At 66.5% G+C, this 17,247-nt stretch carries 13 protein-coding genes; 6 read left to right on the top strand and 7 right to left on the bottom strand.

The window, feature by feature from the left end; genetic code table 11:
- The first annotated feature begins 8 nt into the window (after positions 1-8).
- Entirely contained in the window at positions 9-2,153 is a 2,145-nt protein-coding gene (locus L6D64_RS27245; RefSeq protein ID WP_236192630.1) for a methyl-accepting chemotaxis protein, read from the top strand.
- A 54-nt stretch (positions 2,154-2,207) separates the two neighbouring features.
- On the opposite strand, the gene L6D64_RS27240 is transcribed toward L6D64_RS27245, so the two are convergent.
- Complete coding sequence (locus tag L6D64_RS27240) at positions 2,208-4,136, bottom strand: S8 family serine peptidase (protein ID WP_176509917.1); 1,929 nt, start codon at positions 4,134-4,136, stop codon at positions 2,208-2,210.
- A 156-nt stretch (positions 4,137-4,292) separates the two neighbouring features.
- Here L6D64_RS27240 and L6D64_RS27235 point away from each other — a divergent pair, with 156 nt between their 5' ends.
- From L6D64_RS27235 to sfnR, 5 genes are all read left to right on the top strand, one after another.
- A complete protein-coding gene (locus tag L6D64_RS27235; protein ID WP_176509918.1) occupies positions 4,293-5,309 on the top strand; it encodes an ABC transporter substrate-binding protein in 1,017 nt (338 codons plus the stop codon).
- Positions 5,306-6,154, top strand: coding sequence for an ABC transporter permease (locus L6D64_RS27230; protein WP_176509919.1), 849 nt, complete (start codon positions 5,306-5,308; stop codon positions 6,152-6,154). Before L6D64_RS27235 ends, L6D64_RS27230 begins: the two co-directional genes overlap by 4 nt.
- Positions 6,155-6,440: 286 nt before the next feature.
- Positions 6,441-7,001 (top strand): FMN reductase, encoded by a 561-nt coding sequence (gene msuE, locus L6D64_RS27225; RefSeq protein ID WP_054887001.1) that lies wholly within the window; start codon positions 6,441-6,443, stop codon positions 6,999-7,001.
- A gap of 9 nt (positions 7,002-7,010) precedes the next feature.
- Positions 7,011-8,195 (top strand): acyl-CoA dehydrogenase family protein, encoded by a 1,185-nt coding sequence (locus L6D64_RS27220; RefSeq protein WP_176509920.1) that lies wholly within the window; start codon positions 7,011-7,013, stop codon positions 8,193-8,195.
- Between the two features lie 9 nt (positions 8,196-8,204).
- Positions 8,205-9,305 carry a sigma54-dependent transcriptional activator SfnR gene (gene sfnR, locus L6D64_RS27215; protein ID WP_176509921.1) on the top strand — a complete coding sequence of 367 codons (1,101 nt, stop codon included), beginning with the start codon at positions 8,205-8,207 and terminating at the stop codon, positions 9,303-9,305.
- A 70-nt stretch (positions 9,306-9,375) separates the two neighbouring features.
- On the opposite strand, the gene L6D64_RS27210 is transcribed toward sfnR, so the two are convergent.
- The 6 genes from L6D64_RS27210 to L6D64_RS27185 are packed head-to-tail and all read right to left on the bottom strand — an operon-like array spanning position 9,376 to position 17,164.
- The gene (locus tag L6D64_RS27210) at positions 9,376-10,758 is read right to left on the bottom strand and encodes an MFS transporter (RefSeq protein ID WP_176509922.1); all 1,383 of its coding nucleotides are present in this window, start codon (positions 10,756-10,758) and stop codon (positions 9,376-9,378) included.
- Positions 10,755-11,966 (bottom strand): acyl-CoA dehydrogenase family protein, encoded by a 1,212-nt coding sequence (locus tag L6D64_RS27205; RefSeq protein WP_176509923.1) that lies wholly within the window; start codon positions 11,964-11,966, stop codon positions 10,755-10,757. The genes L6D64_RS27210 and L6D64_RS27205 overlap by 4 nt, the downstream gene beginning before the upstream one ends.
- 11 nt (positions 11,967-11,977) lie before the next feature.
- Positions 11,978-13,690: a dipeptide ABC transporter ATP-binding protein gene (locus tag L6D64_RS27200; protein WP_176509924.1), complete on the bottom strand. Its 1,713-nt coding sequence runs from the start codon at positions 13,688-13,690 to the stop codon at positions 11,978-11,980.
- The gene (locus tag L6D64_RS27195; protein WP_176509925.1) at positions 13,687-14,550 is read right to left on the bottom strand and encodes an ABC transporter permease; all 864 of its coding nucleotides are present in this window, start codon (positions 14,548-14,550) and stop codon (positions 13,687-13,689) included. The genes L6D64_RS27200 and L6D64_RS27195 overlap by 4 nt, the downstream gene beginning before the upstream one ends.
- Entirely contained in the window at positions 14,547-15,533 is a 987-nt protein-coding gene (locus tag L6D64_RS27190; protein WP_176509926.1) for an ABC transporter permease, read from the bottom strand. Before L6D64_RS27190 ends, L6D64_RS27195 begins: the two co-directional genes overlap by 4 nt.
- Positions 15,530-17,164 (bottom strand): ABC transporter substrate-binding protein, encoded by a 1,635-nt coding sequence (locus L6D64_RS27185; protein ID WP_373874262.1) that lies wholly within the window; start codon positions 17,162-17,164, stop codon positions 15,530-15,532. The genes L6D64_RS27190 and L6D64_RS27185 overlap by 4 nt, the downstream gene beginning before the upstream one ends.
- Positions 17,165-17,247 lie beyond the last annotated feature (83 nt).

The following is a 17,247-nucleotide window of genomic DNA, read 5'->3' as shown; positions in this document are numbered from 1 at the left end:
GACTCCCCATGCCTTTGCGACAACTTTCCATCCAGTGGAAGATCACCCTGCTCGCCGGTCTCTGCCTCGCCAGCATCGTCACCCTGCTCGTCGGCCTTTCACTGTACCGCATGGACCACAGCTCGGACCTGGTCAAGGCCAGCAGCATGCAGATGCTCAGCGAGGCCGCGCAGTCGCGTATCGAGTCGCAAGGTGAGGTCCAGGCCCTGAACATTCGCCGCCAGTTCATGGACGCCTACCAGTACGGTGCAGGGTTCTCGCGCCAGGTCATGTTCTTGCGTGAACAGGCGGAAAAACGTTTCCTCGATGCGTTCGACCTGCGCGAAGACATGACTCGCCAGGTGCGCGCCGCGCTGCAGGCCAACCCCGACCTGCTCGGCCTGTCGCTGGTGTTCGAGCCCAACGCACTGGACAACAAGGACAGCCTGTTCGCCGGCAAAGCCGAGCTGGGCAGCAACGAAACCGGGCGCTTCGCCCTGTACTGGTCGCAGCCACGCGCCGGCCAGCTGACCGCCATGGCGCTGCCCGAACACGACATGGCCAACACCGAGATCGGCCCCAGCGGCCAACCGGCCAACACCTGGTGGACCTGCCCGCGCAGCACCGGCAAGGTCTGCGTGGTAGAGCCGTACTTCTATGACATCGACGGTCAGCGCGTGCTGATGACCAGCATCGTCTTCCCGCTGGCGGTCAACGGCAAGATCATCGCCACCCTGTCCATCGACATCAACCTCAACAGCCTGCAGGCCTTGAGCCAGGACGCCAGCCGCAGCCTCTACGAGGGCCGCACCACGGTCGGTATCCTCAGCCCGGTCGGCCTGCTGGCCGGCTACAGCGCCGACGCCAGCAAGCTGGCCCAGCGCTTCGACCAGGTCGACCCGCGCCAGGGCGCCGAGCTGGTGCGTAAGCTGGCCACTGGCAAGCTGAACATCGTCCACGACGAGGCACGTCTGAAAGTGCTGGCCGCCTTCGAGCCGGTCCCCGGTGCCCAGCCCTGGGGCGTGCTGCTGGATGTGCCGGAAAATGCCCTGACCGGCCCCGCCGAAGCACTCAAGCAAGAGCTGGACACCCTGAACACCAGCGGCACCCTGCTCGAACTGGGCCTGGGCCTGGCTGCCGCGATCGCCGGCCTGTTGCTGGTCTGGCTGATGGCCCGTGGCGTGACCAGGCCGATCCTCGGCGTGGCGGCGATGCTCAAGGACATCGCCAGCGGTGAAGGCGACCTGACCCGCCGCCTGACCTACGACAAGCGCGACGAACTCGGCGAACTGGCCGGCTGGTTCAACCGTTTCCTCGACAAGCTGCAACCGACCATCGCCGAGGTGAAGCGCTCGGTGCAGGCCGCCCGTGGCACCGCCGACCAGTCGTCGGCCATCGCCACTGAAACCAGCGCTGGCATGGAACAGCAGTACCGCCAGGTCGACCAGGTGGCCACTGCATCCCATGAAATGAGCGCCACCGCCCAGGACGTCGCTCGCAGCGCCGCCCAGGCCGCGCAGGCTGCCCGCGAGGCCGACCAGGCCACCCGCGAGGGGCTGGCGGTGATCGACCGTACCACCACCAGCATCGATGCCCTGGCCGCCAACATGAGCGAAGCCATGGCCGAAGTCGAAGGCCTGGCGCAGAACAGCGAGAAAATCGGTTCGGTGCTGGAGGTGATCCGTTCGATCGCCGAGCAGACCAACCTGCTGGCGCTCAACGCCGCCATCGAGGCGGCCCGCGCCGGTGAAGCTGGCCGCGGCTTTGCCGTGGTCGCCGATGAAGTGCGCAACCTGGCCCAGCGCACCCAGGAGTCGGTGGAAGAAACCCGTCAGGTGATCGAGGCCCTGCAGACCGGCACCCGTGATGTGGTCGGCACCATGGACCAGAGCCACCGCCAGGCTCAAGGCGGGGTCGAGCAGGTTGGCCAGGCGGTCAGCGCACTGCAGCGCATCGGCCAGGCGGTCAGCGTGATCACCGACATGAACCTGCAGATCGCCTCGGCGGCCGAAGAGCAAAGCGCGGTGGCCGAAGAGATCAACAGCAACGTGGCGACCATCCGTGATGTCACCGAGTCGCTGTCGGGCCAGGCCAACGAGTCGGCGCGGGTCAGCCAGTCGCTGAACAGCCTGGCCAATCAGCAGCAGGCACTGATGGACCAGTTCCGCGTCTGACCCCCCGCCCGGCCCCGGGCCGCCGTGCCATGCGCACAGCGGCCCGGGCGCGCTTCACAACTCGTCATGCGCGCTCAGGAAACGACCGCTACCGAGTAGCTGGTCAAGCAACAGCAATGCCCCCTGCACATTGGGCCTGGCCCCCATTGGCAATACCTCGCTGCCTGCCTCGCTGGCATCGTCATAGCCCGACGCCATGACCAACAGGTGCATCTGGTCGGCGTTCAGGTAGATATGATGCTGCCCGATGGCATAGGACTGGATCAGGCTCAGGGCGCCAGTAACCATGGGCGTTGCCGACGACGTACCACTGTAACTGTCGGTGTAGTCACGATTCTCCCCGGGCTTGTCCTGCAGCTTGCCGCTGGACAGGGTCGTCACACTGTCACCCCAGGCATTGAGCATGCGGTAGCGGTAGTGATGGTTGGAGTACCGATGCGGCTTGCCATCCCAGGATTGGCAGGCGCCCACCAGGATGGCGCCGGCATCGCCGTGGTCATTGAAGTGACGCCAGTGCGAAAGGTCGACACCCTGCCCGGCGACACTGCCGATTCGCTTGTCCGTTCGATTGCTGCCATTGCACGCTGCAACCAGCACCACCGCCCCTCGCTCGGTCAGGCTGCGGACCGTGTCCCACCAGGCGTGGTCATGCACGCTGGGCAGAAACGTGTAGAGGTCGTTGACGTTGGCGGTCTGGCGATTGATCCCGACGATGTCGCCTGGCTCCACCTGGCGCAGCAGGTCCTTGAGGGTACGCAGATGGCCTGCGCTATCCGCCGCCCGGTTGTGATAGACGAACAATTCGCTCTGATGGCTGATGCCGGTGACCCCGAAGCCATTGTCGGCTGCCAGCAGCAGGCCGACCGAAGCCGTACCATGCCGGGGGTCGTCATTGGGCTGCAGTGCAACGATCTTCAGCGCGGGGTTGTTGCGCAGGTCTTCATGGTCGGGGAACAACCCGCCATCGCTGAAGTGGATTCTCGCCCCTTTGCCCCTGACCTGCCGGCTCCACGCCTGGCGCACATTCAAGCCCTGCCAGCGCCCGCCAGGAGCGTCCAGATAATGCTGGCGCGGCTCATAGTCCGGGGTAGGCAAGGCATTCTCGTAGGCACGGTCGCCAGCTACCACTGCGGCACCGGTCAGCAAGGTCGCCAGTGCGCCGGCGACGAAAAACACCAAAGGGTGCGGCTCAGGTTGCTCGGCCAGGAACTGGAGTGTCTGCACATAGTCCAGCGAGGCCAAGGTCCGTGACAGTGCCAGGAAGGTGTCATTGAGCATGCTGCGCGGTTGCTCGATCAGACTGTACGCCGCAAGCACCTGCAAGCGTTGGTCATCCTGTTCGTGGGCGGCCAGCAGGGGCCGCAGTTCGATCACCTCGCCGAGGTTCGGCCACAGACGCGCCAGGCTCGAGCGCGACTGAGGCTTGAGGTCGGCGAGCAACTGATCGACGCCGCCCGGAGCAAACTTGACCAGCAGCGGCGGCAGTGATGTGCCAATGGCCGAGTGGCCGGCAGGCTCACCCAGCTGGGCGAAGGGTTCATCGAGCGATGGGGCAGCCGCCGGTTCCACCAACGCACGGCGACGACGGCGCAGCGGCACGGCATCCACAATGCTTCGGGTCAGGTCCTGCTCGGTGAGGACCAGCGTCAGTGGCTCAAGGTCGATCACGCCACGCGCGCCCGGCGGCAAGCCGTGCGCCAAGGCCTGGGCATCGAGCAGGATGACCCTGGGGCTGATCCGGTAGGTACCCGGGCGCGCCGTGGTGAACAGCGTCGCCGGGCATCCATGGTCGACCAGCGCGCCGCTGAAGGCCATGGAGACGCTCGACTCACCCGTCAGGTGTACCGGCCCACCCGGTTCGATACGCTCCAGTTCGTAGCGGATGCGCGCCACCTTGTCGAGATCGCCGCCGCTACATCGGACATGAAACTTGCCGTCGAAACGAAGGTTGCGGTAGTACACGAAATGCAGATCGAGGTTCATTGGCCAGCGCTCTTTGAGGGCATGACGGGGTGCCATGCGCCGCTGAATTGTTCCTTCCGCCCCCCCTCGCTGCCATGAGGAAAGCCTTCCTGGCCGGGCGCACGGATCCGTCGTCTACACTTGCTCCACCCAAGGCACGGTAACGACGAGGCCCCGATGAAGAAATTTCCAACGCTGCTGGCGAGCCTGCTGCTCGCCATCGGCCTGGCCAGCACCGACAGTGCCGCATCGGCAGAGCAAGCCAACCCCATCCACTTCGGTGCCATCGGCTGGGAAAGCGGCGCCCTGACCACGGAAATCCTCCGTCACATCGTCGAACACGGTTACGGCTACCCTACCGACACCCTCCCCGGCAGCTCGGTGAGCATGGAAGTGGCACTGGCGCGCAACGACCTGCAGGTGATCGCCGAGGAATGGGCCGGGCGCAGCCCCGCCTGGGTCAAGGCCGAACAGGCCGGCCAGGTGTTCGCCCTGGGCGACACGGTGAAAAATGCCGAGGAAGGCTGGTGGGTACCGGCCTACGTGATCAAGGGTGACCCGGCCCGCAACCTCAAGCCCCTGGCCCCGGACCTGCGCAGCGTCGACGACCTCAAGCGCTACCCGCAGGTATTCCGCGACCCCGAGATGCCAGACAAAGGCCGTTTCCTCAACAGCCCCAGTGGCTGGACTTCCGAGACCGTCAACAGTCAGAAGCTCAAGGCCTATGGCCTGGATGGCCTGTACAACAACTTCCGCAGTGGCTCAGGCGCAGCGCTGGACGCCGAAATCAGCTCGGCCATCCGCCGCGGCCAGCCGGTGCTGTTCTATTACTGGAGCCCCACCGCGCTGATTGGGCGCTACGACCTGGTGCGCCTGCAGGAACCACCGTTCGACGCGAGCGCCTGGGCCACCCTGACCGATGCGAAGAACCCGAACCCGAAAGGCAGCCAGTCGTTGCCGGCGAAGCTGTCGATCGGTGTGTCCAAGGCATTTCGCGACGGCTACCCGGACCTGGTAGCGGCGTTCGAAAAGGTCGACCTGCCCATCGACGTCCTCAACAAGGCCCTGGCCGAGATGAACGAAAAGCGCCAGCCAGCAGCCGATGCCGCCAAGGCGTTCCTGCGCGCCAACCCGCAGGTGTGGAAGGCCTGGCTGCCCGCTGAGGTGGCCACCAAGGTCGAGGCGAGCCTGTGAGTGCTGGCTTTCCCGAAGCCTTGCAACTGTCTTTCGCCGACACCATCAACCGCTGGGTCGACTGGCTGGTGCTGCACTATGGCGACCACCTGCGCAGTGTCTCCGACCAATTGCTGCAGCTGCTGGTCGGCCTGGAGAACCTGCTGCGCCTGATGCCCTGGTGGCTGCTGCTGTTGCTGGTCGGCCTGCTCGCCTGGCACGCCAGTCGCAGCCTGCTGCGCAGCGTAGTGCTGGTCGCACTGTTGGCGTTCATCGGCATGCTCGGGCTGTGGGACAAGCTGCTGCAGACCTTGGCATTGGTGCTGGTGAGTACCGGCCTGTGCCTACTGATTGGCGTGCCCCTGGGCATTTTGCTGGCCACCCGTCCATTGGCCCGGCGCCTGCTGCTGCCGGTGCTGGACGTGATGCAGACGCTACCGGCCTTCGTCTACTTGATCCCGGTGCTGATGCTGTTTGGCCTGGGCAAGGTGCCAGCGGTGTTCGCCACCTTGATCTATGCCTTGCCACCGCTGGTGCGGCTGACCGAGCTGGGCCTGAGCCAGATCGACCCTACCCTGCTGCAGGCCGCCCACGGCCTCGGTGCCGGCCGCTGGCAGCGGCTGCGGCGCATTGCCCTGCCGCTGGCGTTGCCGAGCATCATGGCCGGGCTCAACCAGTCGGTGATGATGGCCTTGTCGATGGTAGTGGTGGCCTCGATGATCGGTGCCCGGGGGCTTGGCGAGGATGTGTTGGCAGGCATCCAGACGCTCAATGTCGGCCAAGGCGTCGAAGCCGGGTTGGCCATCGTCGCGCTGGCGATGGTCATCGACCGGATCAGCCAGGCCTATGGTCGCGGCGGCAAGTAACCGGAAACCGCCATCTGCGCGACTACCCATCTATTAAATTGCATAAGAATATAAATTCTTATTCTTTTTTAACAAAATTCAATTCCGCTATAACGTTCCCAACTGTACAGCCGCCAACACCCGGCCAACTGTCTGCAGCGCAACACCCGATCAACACACAACGCCCACAAAGCAACAGCGGTAACGCCTCAAGTTTCGCAACCCGTTGATCTACGAAGCATTAATAACCCGGCACGACGATTGCTCAAGCAAAGTCCCCCGCTCAACCAGAACCGGAGACCTGCCCATGAGCACCCCACTGAACGTCGTCGCCCTGTCTGGCGGTACCACCCGCCCCTCTCGTACCTTGGCCCTGACCGAGGCGATCCTCGCCGAACTCAGCCAGCACCTGCACATCAAGCCACACCTGATCGAACTGGGTGACATCGCCCGGCCGCTGGGTGCCGCCCTGTGGCGCAGCGAACTGCCCGACACCGTGGAGCAACAGCTGCGCCTGGTGGAAAAGGCCGACCTGCTGGTGGTTGCCGCGCCGGTCTACCGCGGCAGCTTCCCCGGCCACTTCAAGCACCTGTTCGACCTGATCGGCCAGGACGCCCTGGTCGACACGCCCGTGCTGCTTGCTGCCACCGGTGGCAGCGAACGCCACGCGTTGGTCCTCGACCACCAGCTGCGCCCGCTGTTCAGCTTCCTGCAGGCCCTGACCCTGCCGATCGGCGTGTATGCCAGCCAGGCCGAGCTTGCCGACTACAAGGTTTCCAGCGAGGCCCTTGGGGCGCGCATCCGCCTGGCCGCCGAGCGCGCCGTGCCGCTGTTCGGGGCCCATCACGCGCTGCGTGAAAGCGCCTGAGGAGCCGCCATGAATGCACCTTTGAATGCGGCCCGTCCAGCACTGGCGGTGGCGCGCGACCTGGCCTTGCAGTTCGCCCAGACCGCAGTGGAGCGCGACGAACGCGGTGGCACGCCCAAGGCCGAACGCGATGCCCTGCGCAGCAGCGGGTTACTGTCGCTGGTCATTCCACAGTCCTTCGGCGGCCAGGGCGCGAGCTGGCATGACACCTTCGAGGTGGTGCGCGAGTTCGCCCGGGTCGACAGCTCGCTTGCCCATGTGTTCGGCTTTCACCACTTGATGCTGGCCACCGTGCGCCTGTTCTCGCGCCCGGAGCAGTGGCAACCCTGGTTCGAGCAGACCGCACGCAAGCACTGGTTCTGGGGCAACGCCCTCAACCCGCTGGACACCCGCACCGTGGTCAGGCACCTCGACGGCTGGTGCGAGTTCTCCGGCAAGAAGAGCTTCTGCTCCGGCGCCAGCGACTCGGAAATGCTGATCGCCTCGGCGGTGGACGAACGTGCCGGCGGCAAGCTGCTGATTGCCGCGATCCCCAGTGGGCGCACCGGCATCACCCTGCACAACGACTGGAACAACATCGGCCAGCGCCAGACCGACAGCGGCAGCGCCACCTTCGAACGGGTGCGCGTCGAACACGCCGAGCTGCTGCTCGACCCCGGGCCGTTGAGCACGCCGTTCGCCGCCCTGCGTCCACTGATCGCCCAGCTGCATTTTGCCAACCTGTTCCTCGGCATCGCCGAAGGCGCCTTCGACGAGGCGCGCCAGTACAGCCTCAAGGAGAGCCGGCCGTGGTTCCGCTCCACTGCAGCCAGCAGCGCCGAAGACCCGTACGTGCTGCATCACTACGGCGAGTTCTGGGTGGGCCTTGAGAGCGTGCGCCTGCTGATCGCCCGCGCCGCCCGCCAGCTCGATAGCGCCTGGGCCAAGGAGCAGGCGCTGAGCGCCGAAGAACGCGGCGACCTGGCACTGGCCATCGGCACTGCCAAGGTCGCGGCCACGCGCCACGGCCTGGACATCTGCAACCGCCTGTTCGAGGTGACCGGCGCGCGCGCCACCCACGCCTCGCTGCGTTTCGACCGCCACTGGCGCAATCTGAGGACGCAAACCCTGCACGACCCGGTGGACTACCGCATCCACGAGCTCGGCGAGTGGGCCCTCGTCGGCAAGCGCCCCGCCCCATCCTTCTATTCCTAAGGATCGCTCATGCAACTGCTGACCCTCCCCCCGTCACCGACACTGGCTACCTCGATCAGGGCGACCGCACAGGTCTTCGAAGACCCCAGGTCGCAGGCGCTGCTCGCCCACCTGCAACAGGTCGCCCCCAGCGAGGCCAGCGTCCTGATCATTGGCGAAACCGGCACGGGCAAGGAGCTGGTCGCACGTCATATCCACAACCTCAGCGGCCGGCGCAACGGCCCGTTCATCGCGGTGAACTGCGGCGCATTCTCCGAGTCGCTGGTCGAAGCCGAGCTGTTCGGCCATGAAAAAGGCGCCTTTACCGGCGCCCTGGCAGCCAAGGCCGGCTGGTTCGAAGAGGCCAACGGCGGCACGCTGTTCCTCGACGAGATCGGTGACCTGCCGTTGCCGATCCAGGTCAAGCTGCTGCGCGTGTTGCAGGAGCGTGAAGTGGTGCGCCTGGGCTCGCGCAAGAGCATCCCGATCAATGTGCGGGTGCTGGCGGCGACCAACGTGCAACTGGAGAAGGCGATCAACGCCGGGCATTTCCGCGAAGACCTGTACTACCGGCTGAACGTGGTGACCCTGCAATTGCACCCGCTGCGCGACCGCCCGGGGGACATCCTGCCACTGGCCCGGCACTTCATCCGCAGCTACAGCGAGCGGCTGGGCTACGGGCCGGTGGAGCTGAGCCCCAAAGCCCAGGCCAAGCTGGTCGAGTACAGCTGGCCAGGCAATATCCGCGAGCTGGAGAACGTCATCCACCACAGCCTGCTGACCTGCGGCGACGGCGTGGTGCAGGCGCAGGACTTGCGGCTGTCCAACCTGCGCCTGGAGCGCCAGGAAGAAGAACCGGTCAACCCTGGCGTGGACGATCTGCTGCTGCAGGCGTTCAGCCGGTTGTATGAAGAACAGCCTGGCGATTTGTACGAGAAGGTCGAGAATGCCCTGCTGCGTTCGGCCTACCACTTCTGCCATTACAACCAGGTGCACACCGCCCAGTTGCTCGGGTTGTCGCGCAACGTCACGCGCACGCGGTTGATTGCCATTGGCGAACTGGTGGTGAACAAGCGTCGGGCACAGCAGCCGCAGGTGCTGGATAACCGGGTGGTGCGCTTGTCGATCTAAGGTTTGCATAGCCTGGACTGGCCGCTTCGCGGGTTTACCCGCCAAGAGGCCAGTGCAGGCAACACAACAATCAACTCGCCAGACGCCGGAACACCAACCCGGACGCCCCACACACTCCAGCACACAGCAGCATCACCGTAGCAATGTCGGCCACCGACGTTTCACTGCGCCCGTCCAGCCCGGCCAACAGCCCCAGCATCACCCCGGCCAGGCTCACCGACATGGCCATGGTCAGTTGCACCGACATCGCCGACAGCGAGCTGGCCGCCGCCGAGCGTTCCCCGGGCACATCCTGATAGCTGGCAGCCCCCAAGGTCGAGAACTGCAGTGAGCGCACCAGTCCCGCCGCGAACAACACCACCGCCATCAACCAGACCGCGGTGTCGCCATCGAAGCTGGCACACAGGGCAATTCCCGCAGCGCTGAGCGCGGCGTTGCAACTGAGCACCTGTCGATAGCCGTAGCGCCGCACCAACGGCACAGCCAGCAGCTTCATCAACAGCGCCCCCACCCCACCGCTGACCACCAGCCATCCGGCGGCAAGCGGGCTCATGCCCAGGCAGTTCTGCAACAGCAGCACGATCAGGAATGGTTGCGCCGCCGAACCGAGGCGAAACAGCCCGCCACCGGCCTGGGCCACGCCAAAACTGCGCAGGCGCAACAGCGACAGATCGACCAGCGGGCTGGGGTGCCGCCGAGCGTGCAGCAGGTAACCCAAGGCACAGGCAACGCCACCGGCAACCAGCACCAGCGCCCAGGCCCATGGCAATTGCCCCAGCCCGAGCGACTCCAGGCCAAACACCAGCATGGCCAAGGCGCCACCACTGAGCAGCAGGCCGCGCCCATCCAGCGCAGGGACCGGCCGTGCCGGATAGTCCGGCACATGACGCAGGACCAGCCAGCAGCCGACCAGGCAGATCGGCAGGTTGACCAGGAAGATCCAGTGCCACGACAGCAGCGTCACCAGCAACCCGCCGAGCAGTGGCCCGATCAAGGGCCCCACCAAGGCCGGCAAGGCCAGCCAGGACATGGCTTGCAGCAACTGTTCGCGGCTAGACCAGCGCAGGATGATCACCTGCCCCACTGGGGTCATCAACGCCCCCGCCGCCCCCTGCAGCATGCGCCCCAGGCACAGCTGCCAGAGCGTCTCGGCCAGGGCGCAGGCCAGCGAGGCGGCGGTGAACAAGCCCATCGCCAGCAACATCACCTGGCGTGGGCGAAAGCGTTCGGCAGCCCAGCCGCTGACCGGCACGCACAGGGCCAGGGCGAGCATGTACAGCGAGACCACCAGGTTCATGCGCAGCCCGGGTTCACCGAAGTCGGCGGCCATCTGCGGCAAGGCAGTCATCACCGCCGTGCTGTCGAGCAGTTCCATGAACAGCGCAGCGCCAATGATCACCGGCACCTTGGGGCTTTGCAGATGGCCGGCCAGCAAGGCCGGCTGGGCGGTCAAAACAGCCCCGACACAGGTGGTCGGGTACCTTTGAGCTGCCAGGCACCGACCACCGCGGCCTTCCACTGGCGCGGGTTGTGGTTGGCCACGGTACGTGCGTTGCGCCAGTGCCGGTCAAGGTTGTGCTGGGGGCCGGTGGTGGAGGCCCCCCCGACATCGAACAGGGTTTGCGCCGCCTTGAGCGCCAGCTCGGCGACCAGGTACTGGGTTTGCGCCACCTCGATGGCGGCCTGCTCCACGGCCGCTTCGTCCATCTGCGCGGCCCAGGCCCTGTCGATCGTCCCTGCGGCCTTGAGTACCAGTGCCTCGGCGCCGTAGGCGCGGGCGGCAATATCGCCGACCGACAGTTCCACGTAGGGGTCATCCACCGAACGGCTGGCCGTGCTGTGCTTGATTGGCCGGGCATGCTCGCGGGCGAAGCGCGTGGCGTCATCCAGCGCGTTGCGGGCGATGCCGGCCAGCACGGTGCCGAGAAACAACTGCAGAAACGGCGTGACCACGGTGCGCTTGCCCTCCTCGACAGTGCGCGTGCGAATCTCGCTGGCCTCGACCCGCACATTGCGCAAGTGCGTGGTACCGCTGGCGGTCAGGCGCTGGCCCATGGCATCGAAATCATCGACCAGCTCCAGGCCCTCGCGGTCACGCGGCAGGATGAACGACACCGGTTGTTCGTCTTCATCCAGCGCCACCGCACTGACGTAGTCGGCGAACAATGCGCCGGTGCTGTAGAACTTGCTGCCGTTGGCACGCCAGTGATCGCCCTCGCGGACCAGGCGTGCCGCAATGGAGCCATTGGCGCCGCCCAGTTCCCAGCCGGCATTGCCGATCACGGCGCCTTGCAGGTAACGGGCAAACCAGCGCTCGCGCTCCTGCTCGGCCCCCTCGCCCTGGGCGGCCAGCAGGCCTTCGACAAAGGCAAAGCCCGGCCGCAGGGCCTGGGCGACATTGGAGTCGACCGAGGCGATCTGCAGCAGCAGTTCGATGACATCGCTGACACTGCCACCGGGGCCGCCGTACCGGGTCGGGATCCGCACGGTGTAGAGCCCGGCTGCCGCGAGCTGGGCGATGGCTTCATGAGGCAGCTGGCGCTCGCGTTCGCGCTCTGCGGCGCCTGCGCCGATGCCGGGCAACAGGGCAAGGATGCGCGCCTTCAGCTGCGCAACATTGGTCGCCGGAGCCTGGGTTGGGAAACGTTGGAAAGTGGTCATGGTTCAGTCCTTTAGATGGCGATTTTCCAGAGTCGGGTTTCGTCGAACAGATCGAAGGCCTCGTGTTCGAGGTCCAGTGGCGGCACTACCAGATCGGCGCCGCTACCGGGCAGGCGCGGCACTGCGCCGAGCAACCGTTGGGTGTACGCATGGGCCGGGCGCTCGAACAGCACTTCGACCGGCGCCTGCTCCACCACCTGGCCATGGCGCATCACCAACACGTCGTCACTGACATGGCGGATCACCCCCAGGTCGTGGGAAATGAACAGGTAGGCCAGGCCCAGCTCGTCCTGCAGATCCGCCAGCAGGTCGAGCACCTGGGCCTGCACTGAAACATCGAGCGCCGAAACCGGCTCGTCACAGAGGATCACCTTCGGTTCGCTGGCAATGGCTCTGGCAATCGCCACCCGCTGACGCTGGCCACCGGACAGCTGCAATGGCCGGCGTCGGGCGAGGTCCGCCGGCAAACGCACCTGGTCGAGCAGCACGGCGATCCGCGCCGGCCGGGCCGCCGCTTCGATACCGGCCACCTGCAAGGCGTCATCGAGAATCTGTGCGACGCTCCAGCGCGGGTCGAACGAACCCAGCGGGTCCTGATAAATCACGCTGATGTCGCGGCGCAATGGCCGGCGCAGCGCTTCGCGCACGCCATCGGCCGGGCGGTTCCACGGCTGGCCGCGATACAGCACCTCGCCCTGGTCGGGCTGCAACAGGCCAAGGGCGATGCGTGCCACGGTGGTCTTGCCCGAGCCGGACTCGCCAACGATGCCCAAGGTGCGCCCGGCGCGCAGGGTGAAGTCGACGCCCTGCACCACTTGGCGCAACAGGCCGTCCGGGCCGAGGTAGCGCTTGCCCAGGCCACGGCCTTCGAGCAGCACGTCGCGGTGCGCATGTGCCCGTGGCTCGCGGCGCACACCCGCGCGCTCCGGCGACAACCGGCTCCCACGCGGATGCTCGGCCGGCACCGCCGCCAGCAAGGCCTGAGTGTAGGGGTGGCGTGGCTGGCGCAGTACCTGCTGCATCGGCCCCTGCTCCACCACTTCGCCATGGCGCAGCACCACCACATCGTCGGCCAGCTGCGCGACCACGGCCAGGTCGTGGCTGATGATCAGTAATGAGGCGCCACGGGCCTTGATCTGCTGGAACACCTCAAGGATCTGCGCCTGCACCGTGGCATCCAGCGCGGTGGTCGGCTCGTCGGCGATCACCAGCGCAGGGTCCAGGGCCAGGGCACTGGCAATCAGCGCACGCTGGCGGAGGCCACCGGACAGCTGTCCGGGGCGCTGCCGAGCGCGCAACTCGACGTCCGGCACGCCAACCCGCTCGAGCAGCTCATGCACACGCGCCGCACGCGATTGGCGGTCGCCATACTGGTGTGTCTGCAGCACCTCAAGGATTTCCTTGCCCACCGGGCGCAGTGGGTCGAGTGACACCAAGGCATCTTGCAGCACGAAGCCGATGTCCTTGCCACGTACCGCACGCCACTGGCGTTCGCTCAGGTCGAGCAGGTCATGCCCGGCAAAACTCAGTTGCCGGGCGCTGACCTGGGCCTTGGCGCCCGCCAGGCCAACCAGGCTGCGGGCGCTGACGCTCTTGCCCGATCCCGACTCGCCCACCAGCGCCACGCACCGGCCCGGCGCCAAGGTAAAGGACAGGTCGCGCACCACACTGCGGCCCTCGAAAGCCACGTTCAGGCCTTCGACGATCAAGGTCTTGTCGCTCATGGCAGGCGGCCCTCCAGACGTTGTTGGATGTAGCGGCCAGTCACAGTCGTGGCCAAGGTGGTGAGGACGATGAACAGGCCGGGGAAGAAGGTCAGCCACCAGGCGTTGGCGATGAAGTCACGCCCCATGGACAACATGGTGCCCCACTCCGGCGCCGGAGGCCGGGCACCCAAGCCAAGGAAGCTCAGCGCCGAGGCCCAGACGATGGCCTGGCCGACACCCATGGTCAGCGTCACCACCAGCGGCCGCATGGCGTTGGGCAGCAGTTGACGCAGCACGATGCGCGACGTCGGATGCCCCAACGCCCGCGCCGCCTCGATGTAGCCGGCATTGCGCACCGCCAGCACCTGGCCACGGACCATGCGCGCATACCCCGGCGCACCGCCCAGCCCGGTCGCGACAATCAGCGGGCCGACGCCGCTGCCGAACACCGCCACGAACAGCAGCGCCAGGACCAGGCTGGGGAAGGCGAACAGCACTTCCAGCATCCAGCCCACCGCACGGTCGACACGGGCACCACCAAGGCCTCCGAGCAAACCGAGGGCAATGGCGATGGCCATGGAGATGGCCGTGGCCGCCACGCCAATCAACAGGCTTTGCCGCGCACCGTGAATGATCCGCGCAAAGATGTCGCGTCCCGACTGGTCGGTGCCCAGCCAGTGTGTCCAGCTGGGTGGCTGAAAAGCCTCACGCGGGACGATGGCCAGTGGGTCGATAGCGGTGAACAGCCCCGGCAGCAGCGCCGCCAGCACCAGTGCGAACAGGAACAGCAGCGCCAGGCTGGCACCCAACGGCGGCAGCTGCAGCTGGCGTCGCCGGCGCAATGGCGCAAGCGCACGGTCAAGGGTCAGGTCTGTCATGCTGCGGCCTCCTGTTGCCGTGGGTCGATCCACTGGTACAGCAGGTCGACCAGAATGTTCGCCAGTACATAGCCAGCCGCTACTACCAGGCTGACGCCGATCACCAAGGGCATGTCCTGGGCCTGCACCGCCTGGTACAGCTGACGGCCGATGCCTTTGCGCGAAAAAATCACCTCGCACACCACCGCACCGCTGATCAGCGCGCCGATGGCCCAGCCCGACAGCGAAACGCCTGGCAGCAAGGCATGGCGCAAGGCGTGACGGAAACGCACGGCCAGGTCGCTGAGGCCCCGAGTGCGGGCCGTGAGCACGAAGGGTTGTTCGAGGGTCAGTTCAAGGGATTCGCGGGTGACTTGGGCAATGAAACCGGCCAACGGAATCGCCAGCGAGAACGCCGGCAGCACCAGGCTGGCGAAGCTGTCGCTGCCTGCGGGCGGGAACCAGCGCAAGCCGAAGGCGAACACCGCCAACAGCACCACGCCGAGCCAGAAGTGCGGCAAGGCTGCGCTGAGGGTTTCGGCCAGCGAGGCGATACCGCCCACCAGCCTGCCCCGCCCGGCAGTGACCACCGTCAGCAGCAGGACCAGCAGCCAGGCCAGCGCCAACGCCGCGATGGTCAGTTCCAGTGTCGCCCCGCCCTGCTCGGCCAGCACGCGGGTGACCGGCAAGTGCTGCGAGTACGACACGCCGAGGTCACCTTGCAACAACCGCCCCAGGTAAAGCAGGTACTGCACGGCCAGCGGCTGGTCGAGGCCGAACTCGACGCGGGCGGCCTCGATCGCTTCGGGCGTCGGGTTGGCGCTGGGGCCGCCGAGAATCGCCAGCACCGGGTCGCCCGGCATCAGGCGCAGGGCAAAGAACGTCAGGGTGGCCACCGCCCACAGCACCAGCGCGCCGCCGCCCAGGCGGATGGCAGCGCGCCGGCCCAGGGCGGCCAGGCGCTCGCGGCGCGGGTTGGTCACTGCACGTGTCGTCGTAGTCATTTGCTCACCCATGCGTCATACAGGTAGGTCACTGCCAAGGAAGGCTCCAGGCGCACGCCGTGGGCGGTCTTGTAGATACCCAGGCGTGTGCTTTGCGGGTAGGTGGTGAGTTGCAGGTACTGCGCGGCGGCCTGTTGTTGCGCCTGCTGATAGCGCTGGCGGCGCAGCACGGGGTCCTGGGTGGCCAGGGCACTGTCGAGCAGGGCGTCATAGCCGGGGTCGGCGTAACCCGAGGAGTTCTGGTGATAGCCGCCGACGCCGGCCGGCTGCACGAACGCGGTGGTGAAGATGATGCGCAGCACATCGGGGGTGTTGGTGTTCCAGTAGCCGACGCGGATGTCGTAGTCCCAGGCCGCCTGGCGAGCCGTGACCTGAGCGTCGCTCATCTGGTCGAGCACCAGCTCCAGGCCAGCTTGTCGGGTGGTAGCCTGGACCTGCTCCCACAAGGTCAGTTCCGAAGGTGGCGTACGGGCGCCGATCAGCACCACGGCGCGCAGGCGCTGGCCGTTCTTCGTGCGGTAGCCCTCGCTGTCGCGTGCGGCCCAGCCGGCTTCATCGAGCAGCCTGGCGGCACGGGCCGGATCGTAGTCCTGGCTGTGTTCGAAGTCGCCGCTGTAGAACGGCGTGGCGATGCTCAACGGGCCACCAGCGCGGGGGAACTCGCCGAAATACACGCTCTTGAGCGCACCCTCGACATCGGCGCTGCGCACGAAGGCCTCGCGCACGCGGATGTCGTCGAAGGGCGCACGGCGCAGGTTGAAGGTGCCATTGGTGGGGTTGCCCGGTCGCTGGGCAATGATCAGGTCCACGTCCGGGTTGCGCCGAGCCGCTTCGTGCGACTCTGGCGGCAGCGCTTCGATCACGTCGACCTCACCGGCCTGCAGGGATGCGAAGCGCACCGACGGTTCCTGGATGAACTTCCAGACAATGCGCTCCAGGTACGCCGGGCCTTGATGCTGCGCCGTCGGCGGTGCCCAGTTGTAGTCCGGGTTGCGCACCAGCTCCACCTGGTTCTGCCGGTCCCAGCGCACCACCTTGAACGGCCCGCTGCCAACCGGGCTTTCGCAGTTCTGGTCGCGGCTGCGCAGCAGCGCGGTGGGCGACTGGATGCCGAGGAAGCCCTGGGCCAGCACTTCGAGGAAGGCCGCGTAAGGCGTCGCCAGGGTGACCTCGGCGGTGTAGGCGTCGAGCACCTGGGTGCCGCGGTACTGGCGGATATAGCCACCGGCGGTGCTGGACTGGGTCTTGGGGTTGGCCATGTGGTCGAGGTTGGCCTTGACCGCTTCGGCATTGAAGGGGGTGCCGTCGGTGAAATGCACGTCGCGGCGCAGGTGGAAGGTGTAGCGCAGGCCATCCGGGGAGACTTCCCAGCTTGTCGCCAGCCAAGGGCCGATCTGGCCTTGGCTGTCCATCGACACCAGCGAGTCGAGGTACTGCTGGGCGACGAACACCTGAGGCATGTCGCCGGCCACATGCGGGTCGAGGCAGGTGGGTTCGCGGTCGGTGGCGTAGACCAGGGTGCCGCCCGGTTGCGGCGTGGTGCCGTGCGCGCTGTGCTGCTCGCCTTTTTCGCAGCCGAGCAAGGCCAGTGCAGTGCAGAGCGGGATCAGGGGGAGAATGGGAATGTTCAAGGGCGCTCCTGCGGGGGACTGGGCTATGGGAGGCCTGTTGCAGGAGTTGTGCCGGGTTCAAGGGGTTGATTTTGTTGGGGTTT

The sequence above is a fragment of the Pseudomonas urethralis genome (assembly GCF_021602465.1).
GTDB lineage: Bacteria > Pseudomonadota > Gammaproteobacteria > Pseudomonadales > Pseudomonadaceae > Aquipseudomonas > Aquipseudomonas vlassakiae.
Note: the sequence above shows the minus strand (reverse complement) of the source record. Positions and strands in the feature narration are given on the sequence as shown.

Excerpts from the sequence above, each read along its gene's own strand:
- L6D64_RS27220 (WP_176509920.1), top strand. The coding sequence starts at position 7,011 with ATGAATGCACCTTTGAATGCGGCCCGTCCAGCACTGGCGGTGGCGCGC.
- msuE (WP_054887001.1), top strand. The coding sequence starts at position 6,441 with ATGAGCACCCCACTGAACGTCGTCGCCCTGTCTGGCGGTACCACCCGC.
- L6D64_RS27200 (WP_176509924.1), bottom strand. The coding sequence starts at position 13,690 with ATGAGCGACAAGACCTTGATCGTCGAAGGCCTGAACGTGGCTTTCGAG.
- sfnR (WP_176509921.1), top strand. The coding sequence starts at position 8,205 with ATGCAACTGCTGACCCTCCCCCCGTCACCGACACTGGCTACCTCGATC.
- L6D64_RS27190 (WP_176509926.1), bottom strand. The coding sequence starts at position 15,533 with ATGACTACGACGACACGTGCAGTGACCAACCCGCGCCGCGAGCGCCTG.
- L6D64_RS27205 (WP_176509923.1), bottom strand. The coding sequence starts at position 11,966 with ATGACCACTTTCCAACGTTTCCCAACCCAGGCTCCGGCGACCAATGTT.
- L6D64_RS27235 (WP_176509918.1), top strand. The coding sequence starts at position 4,293 with ATGAAGAAATTTCCAACGCTGCTGGCGAGCCTGCTGCTCGCCATCGGC.
- L6D64_RS27245 (WP_236192630.1), top strand. The coding sequence starts at position 9 with ATGCCTTTGCGACAACTTTCCATCCAGTGGAAGATCACCCTGCTCGCC.
- L6D64_RS27195 (WP_176509925.1), bottom strand. The coding sequence starts at position 14,550 with ATGACAGACCTGACCCTTGACCGTGCGCTTGCGCCATTGCGCCGGCGA.
- L6D64_RS27240 (WP_176509917.1), bottom strand. The coding sequence starts at position 4,136 with ATGAACCTCGATCTGCATTTCGTGTACTACCGCAACCTTCGTTTCGAC.